At 73.3% G+C, this 14,963-nt stretch carries 12 protein-coding genes and 2 pseudogenes; 5 read left to right on the top strand and 9 right to left on the bottom strand.

Going from position 1 to position 14,963, the window contains the following annotated elements; all coding sequences use genetic code 11:
* Window positions 1-986, bottom strand: a pseudogene (locus tag G569_RS58980) (hypothetical protein); the annotation flags it as partial.
* Window positions 987-1,009: 23 nt separating this feature from the next.
* On the opposite strand from G569_RS58980, the gene G569_RS64755 reads away from it, so the two are divergent.
* Complete coding sequence (locus G569_RS64755; RefSeq protein ID WP_084285618.1) at window positions 1,010-1,753, top strand: ACT domain-containing protein; 744 nt, start codon at window positions 1,010-1,012, stop codon at window positions 1,751-1,753.
* 45 nt (window positions 1,754-1,798) lie between these two features.
* Here the strand turns inward: G569_RS64755 and G569_RS0126800 are convergent.
* The 5 genes and pseudogenes from G569_RS0126800 to G569_RS0126780 all read right to left on the bottom strand — a co-directional run.
* Window positions 1,799-4,516 (bottom strand): annotated as a pseudogene (locus G569_RS0126800) (AAA family ATPase); the annotation flags it as partial.
* 39 nt (window positions 4,517-4,555) lie between these two features.
* On the bottom strand, window positions 4,556-5,074 hold the full coding sequence (locus G569_RS0126795) for a hypothetical protein (RefSeq protein ID WP_028065721.1): 519 nt from the start codon (window positions 5,072-5,074) through the stop codon (window positions 4,556-4,558).
* Entirely contained in the window at window positions 5,071-5,859 is a 789-nt protein-coding gene (otsB, locus tag G569_RS0126790; protein ID WP_028065720.1) for a trehalose-phosphatase, read from the bottom strand. The genes G569_RS0126795 and otsB overlap by 4 nt, the downstream gene beginning before the upstream one ends.
* Window positions 5,860-5,872: 13 nt before the next feature.
* Window positions 5,873-6,283 carry a large conductance mechanosensitive channel protein MscL gene (gene mscL, locus G569_RS0126785; protein WP_211233089.1) on the bottom strand — a complete coding sequence of 137 codons (411 nt, stop codon included), beginning with the start codon at window positions 6,281-6,283 and terminating at the stop codon, window positions 5,873-5,875.
* A gap of 11 nt (window positions 6,284-6,294) precedes the next feature.
* Window positions 6,295-7,179, bottom strand: a complete 885-nt coding sequence (locus tag G569_RS0126780; protein WP_028065718.1) for a D-isomer specific 2-hydroxyacid dehydrogenase family protein — start codon at window positions 7,177-7,179, stop codon at window positions 6,295-6,297.
* Between the two features lie 64 nt (window positions 7,180-7,243).
* Here G569_RS0126780 and abc-f point away from each other — a divergent pair, with 64 nt between their 5' ends.
* Genes abc-f through G569_RS0126765 form a run of 3 tightly spaced genes read left to right on the top strand, consistent with a single transcriptional unit; the run spans window position 7,244 to window position 9,926 of the window.
* Window positions 7,244-8,881, top strand: coding sequence for a ribosomal protection-like ABC-F family protein (gene abc-f, locus G569_RS51805; RefSeq protein WP_053227025.1), 1,638 nt, complete (start codon window positions 7,244-7,246; stop codon window positions 8,879-8,881).
* On the top strand, window positions 8,878-9,189 hold the full coding sequence (locus G569_RS0126770) for a hypothetical protein (protein ID WP_028065717.1): 312 nt from the start codon (window positions 8,878-8,880) through the stop codon (window positions 9,187-9,189). Before abc-f ends, G569_RS0126770 begins: the two co-directional genes overlap by 4 nt.
* 11 nt (window positions 9,190-9,200) lie before the next feature.
* The gene (locus G569_RS0126765; RefSeq protein WP_037499332.1) at window positions 9,201-9,926 is read left to right on the top strand and encodes a glycosyltransferase family 2 protein; all 726 of its coding nucleotides are present in this window, start codon (window positions 9,201-9,203) and stop codon (window positions 9,924-9,926) included.
* On the opposite strand, the gene G569_RS0126760 is transcribed toward G569_RS0126765, so the two are convergent.
* Window positions 9,903-10,346, bottom strand: a complete 444-nt coding sequence (locus G569_RS0126760; protein WP_053227024.1) for a Fur family transcriptional regulator — start codon at window positions 10,344-10,346, stop codon at window positions 9,903-9,905. The genes G569_RS0126765 and G569_RS0126760 overlap by 24 nt on opposite strands.
* A gap of 67 nt (window positions 10,347-10,413) precedes the next feature.
* Between G569_RS0126760 and G569_RS0126755 the strand changes: the two genes are divergently transcribed.
* Window positions 10,414-10,917, top strand: coding sequence for a VIT1/CCC1 transporter family protein (locus G569_RS0126755; protein ID WP_053227023.1), 504 nt, complete (start codon window positions 10,414-10,416; stop codon window positions 10,915-10,917).
* Here the strand turns inward: G569_RS0126755 and G569_RS58975 are convergent.
* Both G569_RS58975 and G569_RS0126745 read right to left on the bottom strand, forming a co-directional pair.
* Window positions 10,914-13,217, bottom strand: a complete 2,304-nt coding sequence (locus G569_RS58975; RefSeq protein ID WP_053227022.1) for a hypothetical protein — start codon at window positions 13,215-13,217, stop codon at window positions 10,914-10,916. The two genes, G569_RS0126755 and G569_RS58975, sit on opposite strands and share 4 nt — an antisense overlap.
* Before the next feature lie 21 nt (window positions 13,218-13,238).
* The gene (locus G569_RS0126745; RefSeq protein ID WP_028065713.1) at window positions 13,239-14,927 is read right to left on the bottom strand and encodes a glycosyltransferase family 39 protein; all 1,689 of its coding nucleotides are present in this window, start codon (window positions 14,925-14,927) and stop codon (window positions 13,239-13,241) included.
* Window positions 14,928-14,963: the final 36 nt, after the last annotated feature.

Here is a 14,963-nt window from a genome sequence, read left to right as displayed (position 1 = left end):
CCGGCCGCGCCGCCCGCGCCGGCCGCGCCGCCCGCGCCGGCCGCGCCGCCCGCGCCAGCCGCGCCGCCCGCGCCGGCCGCGCCGCCCGCGCCAGCCGCGCCGCCCGCGCCAGCCGCGCCGCCCGCGCCGGCCGCGCCGCCCGCGCCGGCCGCGCCGCCCGCGCCGGCCGCGCCGCCCGCGCCGGCCGCGCCGCCCGCGCCAGCCGCGCCGCCCGGCCCGCCCGCGCCGCCCGCGCCGCTCGCGCCGGCCGCGCCTGCGGCCCCGCCGGCGCCGCCCGTGCCTGCGGCCGCGCTCGCGCCGCTCGCGCCGGCCGCGCCGCCCGCCGCCATCGCCGCGAGCGTCTCGCGGGCGGCGGTCTGCGCGCGCGCCCACCACGGCGCGCCGGCGGCCTCGTCCAGGCCCGCCACGATGAGCTCCTCGCCCTCGCGGCCCTCGATCGCCCACGCCTCCAGCACGCGGTCGAGGCCCTTCTTGTCCGGGTTGGCGCCGTAGGTCATCGCGGCGATGTCCCGCGCGCCCGCCACGCCTGACGGGGCGACCGGCATCGGCACGACGATCGCGTCGGCGTGCGGGCAGGGCGCTTCGGCCAGGCCCTCCTCGCTCCACGGCAGCAGCAGCGGCGCCTCGCGGAAGCGGCGGGCCTCGACCGGCCGCTGCCAGATGCCGTGGCGACCCGGGCGGTTGCCGGCGGCGGGGGCGTCGAAGCGGATCGCGCCCGGAACGGGACCGAGCAGCGCGGCGGTGGTGGTCGAATAGATGACCGCCCGAGGCTGCACCGACCGCAGCGCGCGCGCCGTCGCGCGGCGGGCGTTGACCGCCCACGCGAACTCGATCGCGGCGAACGTGCGCAGCTCCCGCGCCCGCCCGGTGCGGGCGATCGCGACGCTCGCGCCCGCGCGCCGCAGCGAGCCCGCCAGCTCCAAGTCGGCCTCACGCAGGCCCGCGGTGCCGCCCAGCGACACGATCAGTACATCGACGGGCGGCATCCAGCCTGGCATTCTGCCGCGACATGGAGATCGCCGTCCTCCCAGGCACCCTCGCCATCTGCAGGCTGCGCGCGTCGGACCGCATTCCGTCGTGGGCGCTGGAGCTGCATGAGGGCTTCGTCTCGATCACCCGCACGCCCGACGAGCTGTCGATCGTCTGCGCGCAGGAGGCCGTTCCGCCGGACACGGAGGTCGAGGAGGACTGGCGGGCGCTCGTGGTCGCGGGCCCGATCCCGTTCGAGGCCACCGGGGTCCTGTCCGCGCTGGCCGTCCCGCTGGCCGACGCCGGCATCCCGATCTTCGCGATCTCGACGTACGACACGGACTACGTGCTCGTCCGCGAGAAGAACGTCGAGCGGGCGCTGCACGTCCTGCACGCCGACCCCGAGCGGCAGCTGATCTCCTCCGGCAGCCCGTACGAGCCCGTGATCGGGTTCTCGCGGGCGGTGCGGGCCGGAGGACGCGTCCTGGTCTCCGGCACCGCCCCCGTCATGCCCGACGGCAGCTGCCCCGAGTCAACGGCGGACCAGGCCCGCCGCTGCTGGGAGATCGTCCTGGCCGCTCTGGCCGAAGCGGGTGCCTCGGCCGCCGACGTCGTCCGCACCCGCACGCTGCTCACGCCGGCCGCCGATCCCGAGGGCGCGATGGCGGCGCACGGCGAGATCTTCGGGGACGTTCGACCCGCCTCCTCGATGATTGTCGTCCACGCCCTGCTCGATCCCCGGTGGACCGTCGAGGTGGAAGCGGAGGCTCAGCTCGACGCGTGAGCGGACGCCGAGCTTGGCGTAGATCGTCGTCAGCGCGTTCTCGATCGTCTTCTCGCTCAAGTACAAGGTCGCCGCGACCTGCTTGTTGGAGCGCCCCTCGCTGACGAGGGTGGCGATCTCGCGCTCGCGGTCCGACAGCGACGTGTCACGCCGCGTGGCGCGCCGTGTCGGCGCCGAGACGCGCGAGCCCACCTTCCGCAGCTCACGCCCGGCCGCCTCATGGAGCGCGTGCGCGCCCACCACGCCGGAGTCCGCCGCGACCCGCTGCAGCACGTCGCGGGCCCGCGCGTCACCGGCCACGGCCAGCGCCCGCCCCGCGACCATCCGGGCCTCGAGCACGTCCAACGGGGCGCCTGCTCCGCGCAGGGTGGAACGGTCCCCGAGCGCGACCGCCTCCTCCGCCACCGCCGCCGCCCCCGCGGCGTCACCCCGGGCGAGCAGCACCTCGGCGCACGCGGTCGCCGCGCGCAGGACGCCCGCGGGGAGCCGCATCCGGTCGGCCGACGCGGCGGCCTGCTCGGCCCAGCGCTCGGCGTCGTCGAGCTCGTCGGCGGCGATCGCCGCGCGCACCAGTCGCAGCAGGAGCCGCGGCTGCCAGGTCGGGTCGGCGGTCTCGAGCAGCGGCCCGCCGGCGGCGAGCATGCCGTCGATCGCCCGCCGCGGGTCCTCGTCGAGCGCCGCGAAGTCGCACGCGGCGGTGCGGGAGAGCTTGCTCGGCTCGACCAGCGGATTCAGGCGGATTCCTTCGAAGACGGCGCGCTCGGCCTCCGTGGCCTCGCCGCGGACCTCGTGCACCAGCGCGCGGATCCACAGCGCGAAGTGCAACAGGTGCGGCTGACCCTGCAGGCGAGCGGCGTCCTCCGCGGCCTCGGCCTCCGCCGCGGCGGCGTCGAGCTCCAGCAGTTGCAACAGCGCCATCGCGCGCACGCCGAGCAGCGTCACGAGCGGCGCGCTCTGGCCCGTCTCGCGCACGAGCTTCAAGGCCCGCGCGGCGGTCGCCGCCGCGTCCCCGAAGCGCTCGGCGAGGAACTGTGCCGTCCCCACGAAGAAGCCGATCGCCGGGCACGTGCCGAGCCCGTCGTCGGGCAGCGCCTCGAAGCGCTCCGTGGCCGAGTCCATCAGCGGCGCGGCGGCGTCCGGATCACCGTCCCACAGCGCGCCCAGCGCGGCGAGTGCCTCGGCGCCGGTGCGCAGGACCGGGTCGTCCGCCGTCGCCTCGACCGCTGGGTCGGCCCAACGGCGCAGCTCCGTGACGCGGCCCTCGAAGAACGAGCCGCCCGCGAGCTCCATCGCCAGCATCGCACGGCGCTCGGGCGGCGCCTCGGCGCGCGCGGCGAGCAGCCGGCGCCGCGCGTCCGCGTGCAGGCCCATGTGGCTCTCGACGCGCGCGATGCCGATCACGAAGTCGAGGCTGGGCGTCAGCGCGAGCGCCTCCAGCAGCGCCATCCGCGCCTCAGGGAGCCGACCCGTCCCGGCGAGCGCGCCCGCCTCGCGGGCGAGCAGGTCGGCGCGCGTGGCGTGCTCGGCGTCGGGGACGAGCCGCAGCGCCGCGGCGTACCAGTGCGCCGCGGCGGCGGGTGAGCTCTCGCCCGTCACCTCCGCGGCCGCGGCGAGGACCGCGACGGCGTCGAGGTCGCCGACGTGGGCGGAGCGGACGACGTGGAACGCCCGCGCGACCGGCCCGGCGCCGCGCTCGGCCAGGGCGGCCGCCGCACGCTCGTGGGCGCAGAGCCGCCAGCCAGGCGCCGCGCCGTCGTAGACCGCACGGCGCACGAGCGGGTGCCGGAAGACGAACGCGCGGCCCGTGCCCTCTGCCGGAACGGACTGCTCGGCGGCGGCTGCGGCCTTCGGACACCCACGCGGCTCGACGACCTCCGTGAGCCCGCGCGGCGCGGGGACGTCGTAGACGCTCGTCACCGGGCGGACGAGGTCGGCGGCGACGAGCTCATCCAGAGCGGCCAGCGCCGCGGCCTCGTCGAGCTCCGCCGCCGCTGCGGCCAGCTCAGGGTCGAACGGATCTCCGGCGACCGCCGCGCCCTCGATCAGCGCGCGCGGAACCACGCTCAGCGCCGAGAGCTCGAGCGCGATCGCGGCGACCAGCGTCGCCGGCAGCGTCCCGTCGGCGCGGTCGGCGACACGCGCGAGCTCGCGCAGGAAGAGCGGGTTCCCGCGGCCCTCGAGCACCACCCGCTCGCGCACGGCGGCGTCGGTCACGGCCGCGACCATCGCGTGCGCGTCGGCGTGGCCGAGCGGAGCGAGCTCGAGCTCCTCCCACCCGGCCGCGCTGCGGGCCGCGTCGAGCAGGCGCCCGGCTGGGCCGACCGGCCGCGCCGCGATCACCAGCAGGACCGGGATCGGGATGGGCCGCCGCAGCAGGTGCAGCACCAGCTCGATCGAGGCCTCGTCGGCCCAATGCAGGTCATCGAGCAGCAACGCGGCGGGCGCGAGGTCGGCCAGCGACGCCGCCACCTCGCGATGGCGGCGGTAGCGCTCCGCCACCGGTACCGCGCCGGGTGTGCCGGCCAGCTCCCCGAGCGCGTCGCAGATCACCCCGAACGGGATGTCGCGCTCGTGCTCCACGCCGCGCCCAGCGACGACCGTCAGGCCGGCCGCGCGGGCACGATCTCCGATCTCCGCGAGCAGCGCGCTCTTCCCGAGCCCCGCCTCGCCCAAAAGCCCGAGCACCCGGCCCGAGCCACGCCGTACATCTCCGATCGCCCGAGCGGCCGAAGCCAGCTGTCGATCGCGCCCCAGCAACTCCATGGAGCGATAGACGGGGGACGGAGCGGGACTATTCCCGGGTCAAGCGGAGGACCTCAGGAAGTCGCCGCCGAAGCCCGGCGTGCGGATCAGCTTGATCGCCCGGAACGGCGAGGTCTGCTCGATATAGAACCGGACGCCGTCACGCTCCTCGATCGCGGCGACGGCGGCCTCCTGACGGCGCCAGGCGAGCGACCAGATGATCGCGAACCCGGCCGCGATCCCGCCGATCTGGGGCGCGAACACCGACAGCGCGCCCGCACCGAGCGTCACGATGAGCAACGGCCACAGGCGGTTGGCGATCGTGCGCGCCGGGGCGAGCTCCGGGAGCGTGTGCTGATGCTTGGCGCCCGCGAGCAGGTTCGCGATCGCGTGCGTGGCCTCGCCGCGCGAGCCCATGACCGAGCCGATGATGGTCGCGAGGATCCACCAGCCGAAGCAGACGTAGACCGCGGTGTCGCTCAGCGTGTTCTGGAGACCGATCACGGTCAGCGCCGCGAGCAGCGTCGCCGATGCCGCGCTCAGCAGCACCGTGGCCTTGAGGAAGTCCCCGAACCTCAAAGCAGCAGGGCGCGCAGCAGTCCGCGCACGCCCTCGGGCCCATCCACGAGCGTGTCGGCCTCATCCTCGAGCGCCGATGGGGTCTCGTCGGAGCGCACCCCGACGCGCACGGCATAGCCGAGCCGCCCGCGCTCCTGCAGCTCGGTCAACCCGCGGAAGGCGTCCAGGTCGGTGATGTCGTCGCCGACGTAGACCGCCGCCGCGAGGTCGGTCTCGCCCAGCAGCCCCACGATCCCGGCGCCCTTGTCGATCCGCACCGGCGGGCGGATCTCGAGCACCTTGCGGCCCCAGTGGGTGACGAAGCCCGCCTCCTCGGCGCGCTCGGCGACCTCCTCGATCGCCGCCAGCGCGTCGTCCTCGTCCGGGACGCCGCGCCAGTGCAGCGCCGCGATCGCCTCCTTGTCCTCCAGGCGTACGCGCAGCCGGCGCAGCTTCTCGCCGAACTGGTCGTGGGCGAACGCCTGCACGCGGCGCGTCCAGGCCTGCAGCTCGGAGTCGAGCACGGGCGCGATCGTGCCCGGCATCAGGACCTCGGAGCCGTGCGAGCCGAGGTAGGCGATCGAGCCGAGCGAGACGATCCGCCGCGCGTCCGACGCCCGCCGCCCCGACACGCACGCCACGGTCCCGTAGCGCTTGGCGACCTCGATCAGCGGCCGCCGCGTGGTCTCGGGCATGTGGGCATCATCCGGCTGCGCGACGATCGGCGCCAGCACCCCGTCCACGTCCAGCAGGACGGCGGAGTGCTTGGGGTCGTCGCGCAGCGGCGCGAGCAGGTCCTCGATCACCCTCCCAGTATGCCTACGCGGGGCGCTTCGCCAGGAGGTCGCGGATGTCGGTGAGCAGGATGATGTCCTCCGGCTGCGCCTCAGGCTCCGGCACCTCGCCGTGCTTGCGACGCTCGGCGAGCATGTTGAGGGGTTTGACGACTGCGAAGAAGATCACCGCCGCGATCGATAGGAACGTGATCAGGTCGTTGATGACCAGCCCGTACCGGAATACGCCGTGGTGGATGGTGAACGTCAGGTCGCCGAAGCTCGGCTTGCCGATGATCGCTGCGATCAACGGCGTGAAGATGTTGTCCACGATGGACTTGATGAGCGCCCCGAAGGCGGCACCGATGACCACGGCTACGGCGAGGTCGACGACGTTGCCACGGAGGATGAACTCGCGGAACTCCTTGATCATGCTCGTGCGGTTCGCCACGAGCATTTCAACCCCTGCTAGTAGCCGGCGCCAAGATCGACGGGCGCGAGCAACTCCTCGCCCGCCGCGTAGCGCCGCACGTTCTCCTGCACCCGCTTGGCCAGGTCGCGCGCCATCGTCGTCGCGGTGTTCGCCACGTGCGGCGTGATCAGCGCGTGCGGCGACGCCCAGAGCGGGTGGCCGTTCGGGAGCGGCTCGGGATCCGTGACGTCGAGCGCGGCGCCGCCGATGATCCGCGTGGAGAGCGCGCTGACGAGCGCGTCGGTGTCGATCAGCGACCCGCGGGCGATGTTGACGATCCAGGTGTGCGGCTTCATCACCCATAGCTCGGGCGCGCCGATCAGGTGGCGCGTCTCGTCCGTGGCCGGCGCGCAGAGCACGAAATGGTCGGCCTCGCGCCAGACCTCGCCGACGCGCTCGATCGGGATCGTGCCGTCCCGGCCCGAGCGGGTGACGGCGAGGATCTTCACGTCGAAGGGCTCGAGCCGCTTGATCACCTCGCGGCCGATGCCGCCCGCCCCGATCACCGCCACCGTCGATCCCGCCAGGTCCGGCCCGTCGTGCGGATCCCACGACCAAGCGCGGGCGTACTGGTTGAACCCGCGGATGCCCGCGATCAACAGGCCGACGGCGTGCTCGGCGACCTGCGACGAGTAGGCGCCGACCGCGGTCGTGAACTTGACGTCGGGCGTCTCCCGCACGCGGTCGACCCAGTGCTCGATGCCCGCCGACTGCAGCTGCACCCACTTCACCCCCGCGGGCAGCTCGGGCAGCTCGTCGGGCGAGCCGACCCAGACGACGGCCTCCGCGTCCTCGAGCGGCACGAGGGTCCCGCCACCGGCCTCGATCGCCTTGACGAGGTGCTCAGGAGCTTCGGGTCCGAGGTGGATTGCGGGTGCCATCTGGTGTCTTTCGGTGCGGGTGGCTCGATTGCCGCCCACGCGGCGAGCCGCGACGCTAGCGGATGTGTCGTCCGTGCCGCAGTTCGCCGCCCGCGGGATCGCCAAGTCCTTCGGGGGCCGGAGCATCCTCCGCGGCGCGGACCTCGACGTCGAGGCGGGCTCGCGGATCGGCATCCTCGGCCCCAACGGCGGCGGGAAGTCGACGCTGATGCGCATCCTCGCGGGCTTCGACGACCCGGACACGGGGACCGTCACGCGCCGCCGCGGCCTGGTGCTCGCGCATCTGCCGCAGATCGTCGACGGCGACGAGCGCGACGCCATGTCGACCGTCCGCGCCGCGCGGCCAGAGCTGGCCGCGCTGGAGGCCGACCTGCACGCCGCCGAGGCGCGCCTGGCCGACCCGGCGCTCGCATCCGACCTCGACCGGATGACGAAGGCCCTCGCCCACCACGAGCGGGTCCTGAGCCAATGGACGGAGGCGGGCGGCGACCGTGCCGAGGGCGAGGCGCTCGGTCACCTGCGCGCGCTCGGCATCGAGGCGCTCGACGTCCCCACGAGCCAGCTCTCCGGCGGCCAGCGCAAGCTCGTCGCGCTCGCGGCCTGCCTCGCGCGGCGTCCCGACGTCCTGTTGCTCGACGAGCCCGAGGCGCACCTGGACATGTCGCGCCGCGAGCGGCTCGGCGCGCTGCTGGACGACTTCGACGGCGCCGTCGTGATGATCTCCCACGACCGCCACCTGCTCGACGCGACGGTCTCGCAGATCGCCGAGCTCGACAAGGGCGTCATCCGGATCTGGCCGGGCAACTACAGCGCCTACGTGGTCGCGCGCCAGCTGGAGCTCGAGCGCCAGCGGCAGAACTACGTCACGCAGCAGAAGGAGATCGCCCGCCTGGAGGAGGCCGTGCGGCGCTTCCGCCACTGGGCGCACATCCGCGTCAACGAGCGGGCGGCCCGGCAGGCGCGCGTCAAGCAGATGCAGATCGACCGCATGGAGAAGGTCGAGCGGCCGGTCTTCGAGCGCCGCCGCATGGCGCTGGCGCTGCGGTCCGGCACACGCGGCGGGCAGCGCGTGCTCGCGCTGGAGGGCGTCGACGCCGGCTACGGCGATGAGCCGGTGCTGCTCGACGTCGAGCTCGTCGTCACCCGCGGCGAGCGCGTCGGCGTCGTCGGGCCCAACGGCGGCGGCAAGACGACCCTGCTGCGGGTGCTGACGAACGAGCTGACGCCGTGGACCGGCACCCACTGGGCGGGCGACGGGATCACGGTCGGCTACCTCTCCCAGGCGGCCGCCTCGATCAACGACGACGACACGGTGCTCGACGCCCTGCGCGCCGGCCGCTCGCTCGCCGAGGACGCGGCCGTGCGGTTGCTGATGGCGTTCCTGTTCGACTACGAGCAGACCCGCCGCCCGGTCGGCACGCTGAGCGGCGGCGAGCGCACCCGCCTCGCGTTCCTGTGCCTGATGCAGGACGCGCCGAACTGCCTCGTGCTCGACGAGCCCACCAACCACCTCGACATCGACTCGATCGAAGCCCTGGAGGACGCCTTGGAGCGCTACGACGGCACGGTCGTCGCCGTGTCCCACGACCGCTACTTCCTCGACCGCATCGCCGACCGGATCGTGCTCGTCGCCGACGGGGCCGTCACCGCGTTCGAAGGCGGCTGGTCGGTCAACGCCGAGACCGTGTGGGCGGCGGCATGATCGCCCGCTCCTGGCGCGGGGCGGTGCGCACCGAGGACGCGGAGGCCTACGCGGCCTACATCGACGAGACCGGGATGCGGCACTACGCGGAGACCCCGGGCAACCGCGGCGCGTGGATGCTGACCCGCGAGATCGGCGATCTGACCGAGTTCATCACGTTCTCGCTGTGGGACTCCTATGACGCGGTGCGGGCGTTCGCGGGCGACGACTACACGGTCGCGCGCTTCTACCCGGAGGACGATCGCTACCTGGTCGAGCGCGACCTCAGCTGCCACCACTGGGACGTGGTCCGCTCCGCGGGTGGCTAGCATGGCGCGCCATGCCTGACGCCAGCAACGGCGCGGGACGCGCGCTGGTGAGCGTCGTCGTGCCCGTCTACAACGAGGCCGCCACGGTCGGTCAGGTCGTCGGTGAGTTGCTCGACCTCGACCTAAGGCTCGAGGTCCTGCTGGTCGACGACGGGTCCACGGACGACTCGCCGCTGGAGCTCGCGCGCCTCGCCGAGCGCCACGGGCAGATCAAGGTCCTGACGCAGCCGCAGAACCGCGGCAAGGGCGCCGCGGTCCGCCGCGGGATCACGGAGTCCACCGGCGACATCCTGCTCATCCAGGACGCGGACCTCGAGTACTCGCCGTCCGACATCCCCGCGCTGATCGACCCGCTGCTGGCGGGGAAGGCCGACGCCGTCTTCGGCACCCGCCTGCGCGGCGGCGCCCACCCGCAGCGCGCCCACCTCTTCTGGCACTACGCCGGCAACCGCTTCCTGACGCTGCTGGCGAACGTGCTCTACAACACGACGATCTCCGACATGGAGGTCGGCTACAAGGCCTTCCGCGGCGACCTCGTGCGCGAGCTGGACCTGATCTCCGACGACTTCCGGATCGAGCCCGAGCTCACGGCGAAGGTGCTGCGGCTCGGCCCCGGCATCCGCCTCTACGAGGTGCCGATCTCCTACTACGGCCGCTCGTACGCCGAAGGCAAGAAGATCACGTGGCGCGACGGCTTCGGTGCCGTCGGCGCCCTAGTGCGCTTCCGCTTCTTCTAGGCAGTCGCGACACAGGCCGGTGAGCGTGAGCTGGGCGTGGCCGACGCGGAACCCGGCGGCGCGGCCCGCGGCCTCCGCGGCGCCGGTGTCGAGCGCGACGTCCAGATCCTCCACCCGGCCGCAGCGGCTGCAGATCAGGTGGTGGTGCTGGTCCGTGCGCGAGTCGTACGTCGTCGCGCCGCGCGGGGTACTCACCCGCCGGACGGCGCCGAGCTGCTCGAGCAGGTCGAGGGTGCTGTACACGGTGGCCGGTGAGAGACCCGGGTGCTCGCGCGCGAGCTCCTCGTAGACCTGGTCGGCGGTCAGGTGCCGATCGGCGCTGCGGACGTGCCGGTGCACCAGCAGCCGCGGCAACGTGACGCGTTGCCCGCGTTCTCGCAGCGCGGCGGTCAGCTCCTGGTCCAGCTCCTCCGTGGTCACGCCTCCATTGTAGTAAGGCTTCCCTAATACTTCTAGATAGCTATATATATCTGCTACAAATAACGACATGACTGCGCCAGGGGTCATCTCCAACGTCCGCCGCATGGACGCCCGCTCGCTGCACCTGCAGGTGGTGCAGCCCGCGCTGATCGGCCTGATCGACGGCACGATCTCCACGCTGGCGCCGATCTTCGCCGCGGCCTATGTCTCAGGCTCGCGCGGCGCGCTGCTCGTCGGCCTCGCGGCCGCGCTCGGCGCCGCGATCTCGATGGGGCTCTCTGAGGGCCTCTCCGACGACGGCGAGCTGACCGGGCGCGGGGCGGCGCTCACCCGCGGGCTGATCACGGGCGTCGCGACCTTCGTCGGCGGCGTCGCCCACGCCCTCCCGTTCCTGATCGCCGACGTCCACACCGCGCTGCTCGTCGCCTACCCCGTGGTCGCCGCCGAGCTGGTGCTGATCGCCGTGATCCGCAAGCGCTTCCAGCGGGTGTCGATGCGCCAGTCGCTGATCCAGGTCACCCTCGGCGGCGCGCTTGTCGCCGCCGTGGGCGTGATCCTGGGTCATTCCTAGCGCCGGATCGACTCGCAGGAGTCGTTGACGAGGACATCGATCGGGTCGACCGACACGACGTCATAGCCGTCGCCGCAGTCGATCCGGTCCTCCTCGCCGTCGACCGCGTCGATCCGGTCGTCGCCGGTGCCGCCGGCCACGCGGTCGCGGCCCTGGGTGCCGGAGATGCGGTCGTTGCCGGCGCCGCCGTCGACGTAGTCGTCGCCGAACCCGCCCTCGATCTGGTCGTCGCCGTCGCCGCCGTAGACGAGGTCGTTGCCCTTGCGGCCGTAGACCTGGTCGTTGCCGCCACCGCCGTTGACGTTGTCGTTGCCGTTCTCGCCGTCGACGTAGTCGTCGCCGTCGCCGCCGTAGAGCACGTCGTCGCCGTCGGAGCCGAAGATCGAGTCCGGGCCGGGCGTGCCGATCAGGTTGTCGTTGCCGAACGTGCCGCGGACGACCGAGGGCGGCGGCTCGTCGGTGGAGGCCTCCGGCGGGACCTTGACCACGGTCTCGCAGGAGTCGAGCTGGTCGCGGTCGGGGGCGTCGTCCTCGACGTACACGGTGTCCTTGCCGCGGCCGCAGAAGACGTAGTCGAGGGCGTTGTCGTTGGCGCGGATCGTGTCGTCGCCGTCGCCGCCGAAGATCTCGTCCTCGCCTGAGCCGCCGGTCAGCTCGTCGGCGCCGGCGCCGCCGGAGACGCGGTCGTCGTCACCGCCGCCGTCCATGACGTCGTTGCCGTCGTGGCCGTACATCGTGTCGCGGCCCGCGTCGCCGCGGATCGTGTCGTCGCCCGCGTGGCCGAGCAGGACGTCGCCCGCGCGGCCGCCGACGATCGTGTCGTCGCCGTCCTGGCCGTCGAGCTTGTCGCCGCCGTTCTGGCCGTAGAGCTGGTCGTCGCCCGGGCCGCCGAGGACCAGCCGCTCGTTGCCGCGGCCGCCGTCGATCACGTCGTTGCCGGGCCCGCCGTCGAGCAGGATGTCGTTGCCGAGGCCGGCTTCCTTGATGACGTCGTCGCCCTCGCCGCCGTAGATGATGTCGTCGGCGTCGCCGCCGTCGAGCTTGTCGTTGCCGGGCCCGCCGTCGAGAACGTCGTTGCTGAGGCCGCCGTTGGCCGTGTCGTTGCCCGGCCCCATGTTGAGCTTGTCCTTGCCGGTGGAGCCGTAGCCGATGTCGTCCCCGTCGCCACCGTCGATCGTGTCGTTGCCGCTCGAGCCCGACAGCGTGTCGTTGCCCGGGCCGCCCTCGAGGATGTCGTCGCCGCGCAGGCCGCGCAGCAGGTCGTTCCCGGCCAGGCCGATCAGGTGGTCGGCGCCGCGGGAGCCGTCCAGGGTGTCGTCGCCGTCGGTGCCGACCAGCAGGGCGAGCCCCGGCTGCTCGACGACCCCGGTGGGCGTGCCCTCGATGGTCAGCGTGCGCAGGCGGTTGCCGGACGCGGCCGAGAGGATCGAGAGGGTCTTGCGGGCGCTGTCGGTGACGTAGAGACGCGTGCCGTCCTGCGAGTAGACGGCCTGGCCGGGGCCGCCGCCCGTCGGCGGGCGGGCGATGACCCGCTTGTGCGTGAGGTCGACGAGCACGGCCTTGCGGTGTGCGATGCCCTTGGTCTTGCCGCCGGGGGCGACGATCGCCTTGTTGCCTTCAGGCGAGATGCCGAGCCCGCCGCCGCCGTCGGTCCCCAGCGCGACCGAGCCGGAGATCGCGCCGCTGTTGGGCTCGATGCGGATGATCCGCGACGCCGCCTTGCGCTTGCCCTTGCGCGGCGTCGTGGCGGAGACCCACGCGCGCCCGTCCTTGTCGAGCGCCACGCCCGCGGCGCCTTCGAGCTTGATCCGGCGCACGAGGCGGCCGGTGGTCAGGTCGACGATCGCGACCTTCCCGCCCTCCTGGATCTCGACCGCCCGCGTCGCGGTGACCGCGAGCGCGAGTGGCGTGCCGGCCAGCGCCCGCTCGCCCGTGCGGACCATCGCCGGGACGTCGATCGTCTCGATCGCGCCCTTGCGGGCGGCATAGACCGTGTTCCCGTCGGGGGAGACGGCGACCGCGAGCGGCGTCCCGTTCATGACGATGCTGCCGGCGCCGAGCCGGCTGTTGAGGTCGATCACCGAGACCGTCACCCCGGCCGCGATGAACGCGCGGCCGCCGTCGGGCGTGACCGACACCGCGCGGGTCCGGCCGGGCAGGGCGACGGGCGCGAGCGCCTGGTTGGAGCGCGTGTCGAGCAGGAACGCCGCGTTCGTGTTGGTCGCCACCACGACCACGCGGGCGCGGGCGGCGGCGGGGAGGAGCAGCAGGAGGGTGAGGGCAGCGAGGAGCGGGCGCACGAGACGGTTTAACACCGTTGATTACGTGCAGTCGCGGAGTTTGTAGACGATCATTTCGGGACCGGGCCGGTAGTACTCGTCGTCGACGTAGTTGAACGACTTGTCGACCTGGTAGCGCATCGTCTTGCCGCCCTTCTTGAACGGGCTGACGCGAAACACCCGCGTGGACTGGCGACGCAGCTCCTCGTAGTACTTCAGCGCCTCCGGCACCCGGCGCGGTTCCGCCCGCGCGCGGCCGTACTGCGTCGATCCCGTCACGACCCAGCAGGCGTGCTCGCGGCGGTAGACGTCGATCAGCCGGGGCTCGAGCGTGCGCTCGTAGTTCTGGAAGTTCGCGGGGTAACGGGCGCCGCGGAAGTCGCGCCCGAGCTCGGCGATCAGCGCGGGCGAGCGGCTCCAGCGCTCCCACCGGCGGGCAGGGTCGGCCTTCGGGCCGCCCCCCGGCGTGACCCCGTACCACTCGGTGGGGGCGATCGGCTCGAAGACGACCTTCGTGCCCTGCGGGACGTGGTCCGTCAGCCACTCGCGGGTGAGCGTGCGGGTGTCGGTGCGGCCGAGGACGGTCGCGTTGCGGATGGTGGTGAGGGTGCTCGGGATCAGCGCGAGCGCTACCAGGACGCCAAAGACCGCCTTGTTCCGTACCTGGATGAGGGCGTAGGCGGCGAGGATCGCGAGCGCGGGGTACAGCGGCAGCATCCAGCGCGCGTAGAAGCGGGCCTGGCTGCCCATGTAGAGGTAGTAGATGACGACGAACGAGCCGAGCACGAGCGCCTCTTTGCGCCTCTGCTTGGCGAGCAGCGCGACCCCGCCGATGAACGCGAGGACGGCGGGCAGGATGCCGAGCGCCCACCGGCTCGACGCGATGTAGTACTCCCAGCCGTTGCGCTCGGGCTGGCCGAGCAGCGGCGGGCCGGAGGCGAACTTGCGCTGGCGGTCGAGGTCGTGGGTGAACACGCCCCAGTCCGGGAACAGGTACGGGTTCGTGACGATCACGAACGCGAGCGAGATCAGGCCGGCGAAGACGAGGCCCTTGAAGGCCTCCTTGACGCTGAGCGGCGAGAGGAACGCGGCGGCGATCAGCGCGATCACGACGGCGCCGTTGGAGTACTTGAAGGACGCCGCGGCGCCGACCGCGGCGCCCCCTGCGAGCAGGGCCTTGCGGCTGCCGGTCCTGAGCACGATCGCCGAGCACCAGAGCACGAGCGCGCACGGCAGCATGCCGGGGCCGTCGTTGAGCGCGAGCCGCGAGTAGAAGACCGGCAGGAAGGCGACGGCGATGATCGCGGCGGCGACCAGGCCGGCGGTGCGCCCGAACCACGCGCGGCCGGCGGCGAACGTGGCGGCGACGGCGGCGACGCCGAAGATCACCGAGACCACCCGGGCGGCCGTGAACACCGCGGTCGGGTCGCTCGCGAACCACTGCTCGACGCCGCCGAGGTGGATGACGCTCAGGTAGGCGGCCAGCAGGTACGTGAGCAGGGGCGGGTTGATGAAGTAGCCGGGGTTGAGGTCCCCGCCGGTCATGGCCACCGCGTGCGGGACGAAGTGCGCCCGCTCGTCGAGGTTGTAGCTGTACGGCAGGCCGTGGTCGATGCTCCACAGCCGCAGCACCGTCGCCACGAGCAGGATCAGGCCGAGCCAGATGGCCGTCGACCGGCCGTTCCCGCGCGCCTGCGCCGACTCGACCGGGTTTGTCTGTGCCGCGATCAAAACCGCGTCAAGGCTAGCCACGGTCCCCTGATGAGC

The sequence above is a fragment of the Solirubrobacter soli DSM 22325 genome (assembly GCF_000423665.1).
In the GTDB taxonomy this organism is placed as follows: Bacteria; Actinomycetota; Thermoleophilia; order Solirubrobacterales; family Solirubrobacteraceae; genus Solirubrobacter; species Solirubrobacter soli.
The sequence above is the reverse complement of the archived record's forward strand: the minus strand, read 5'-3'. Positions and strand labels throughout refer to the sequence as shown.

Bases quoted from the DNA above. Each gene is read 5' to 3' on its own strand.
- G569_RS64755 (WP_084285618.1), top strand. From the start codon at position 1,010: ATGGAGATCGCCGTCCTCCCAGGCACCCTCGCCATCTGCAGGCTGCGC.
- G569_RS0126770 (WP_028065717.1), top strand. From the start codon at position 8,878: ATGATCGCCCGCTCCTGGCGCGGGGCGGTGCGCACCGAGGACGCGGAG.
- mscL (WP_211233089.1), bottom strand. From the start codon at position 6,283: ATGCTCGTGGCGAACCGCACGAGCATGATCAAGGAGTTCCGCGAGTTC.
- G569_RS0126765 (WP_037499332.1), top strand. From the start codon at position 9,201: ATGCCTGACGCCAGCAACGGCGCGGGACGCGCGCTGGTGAGCGTCGTC.
- G569_RS0126755 (WP_053227023.1), top strand. From the start codon at position 10,414: ATGACTGCGCCAGGGGTCATCTCCAACGTCCGCCGCATGGACGCCCGC.
- G569_RS0126780 (WP_028065718.1), bottom strand. From the start codon at position 7,179: ATGGCACCCGCAATCCACCTCGGACCCGAAGCTCCTGAGCACCTCGTC.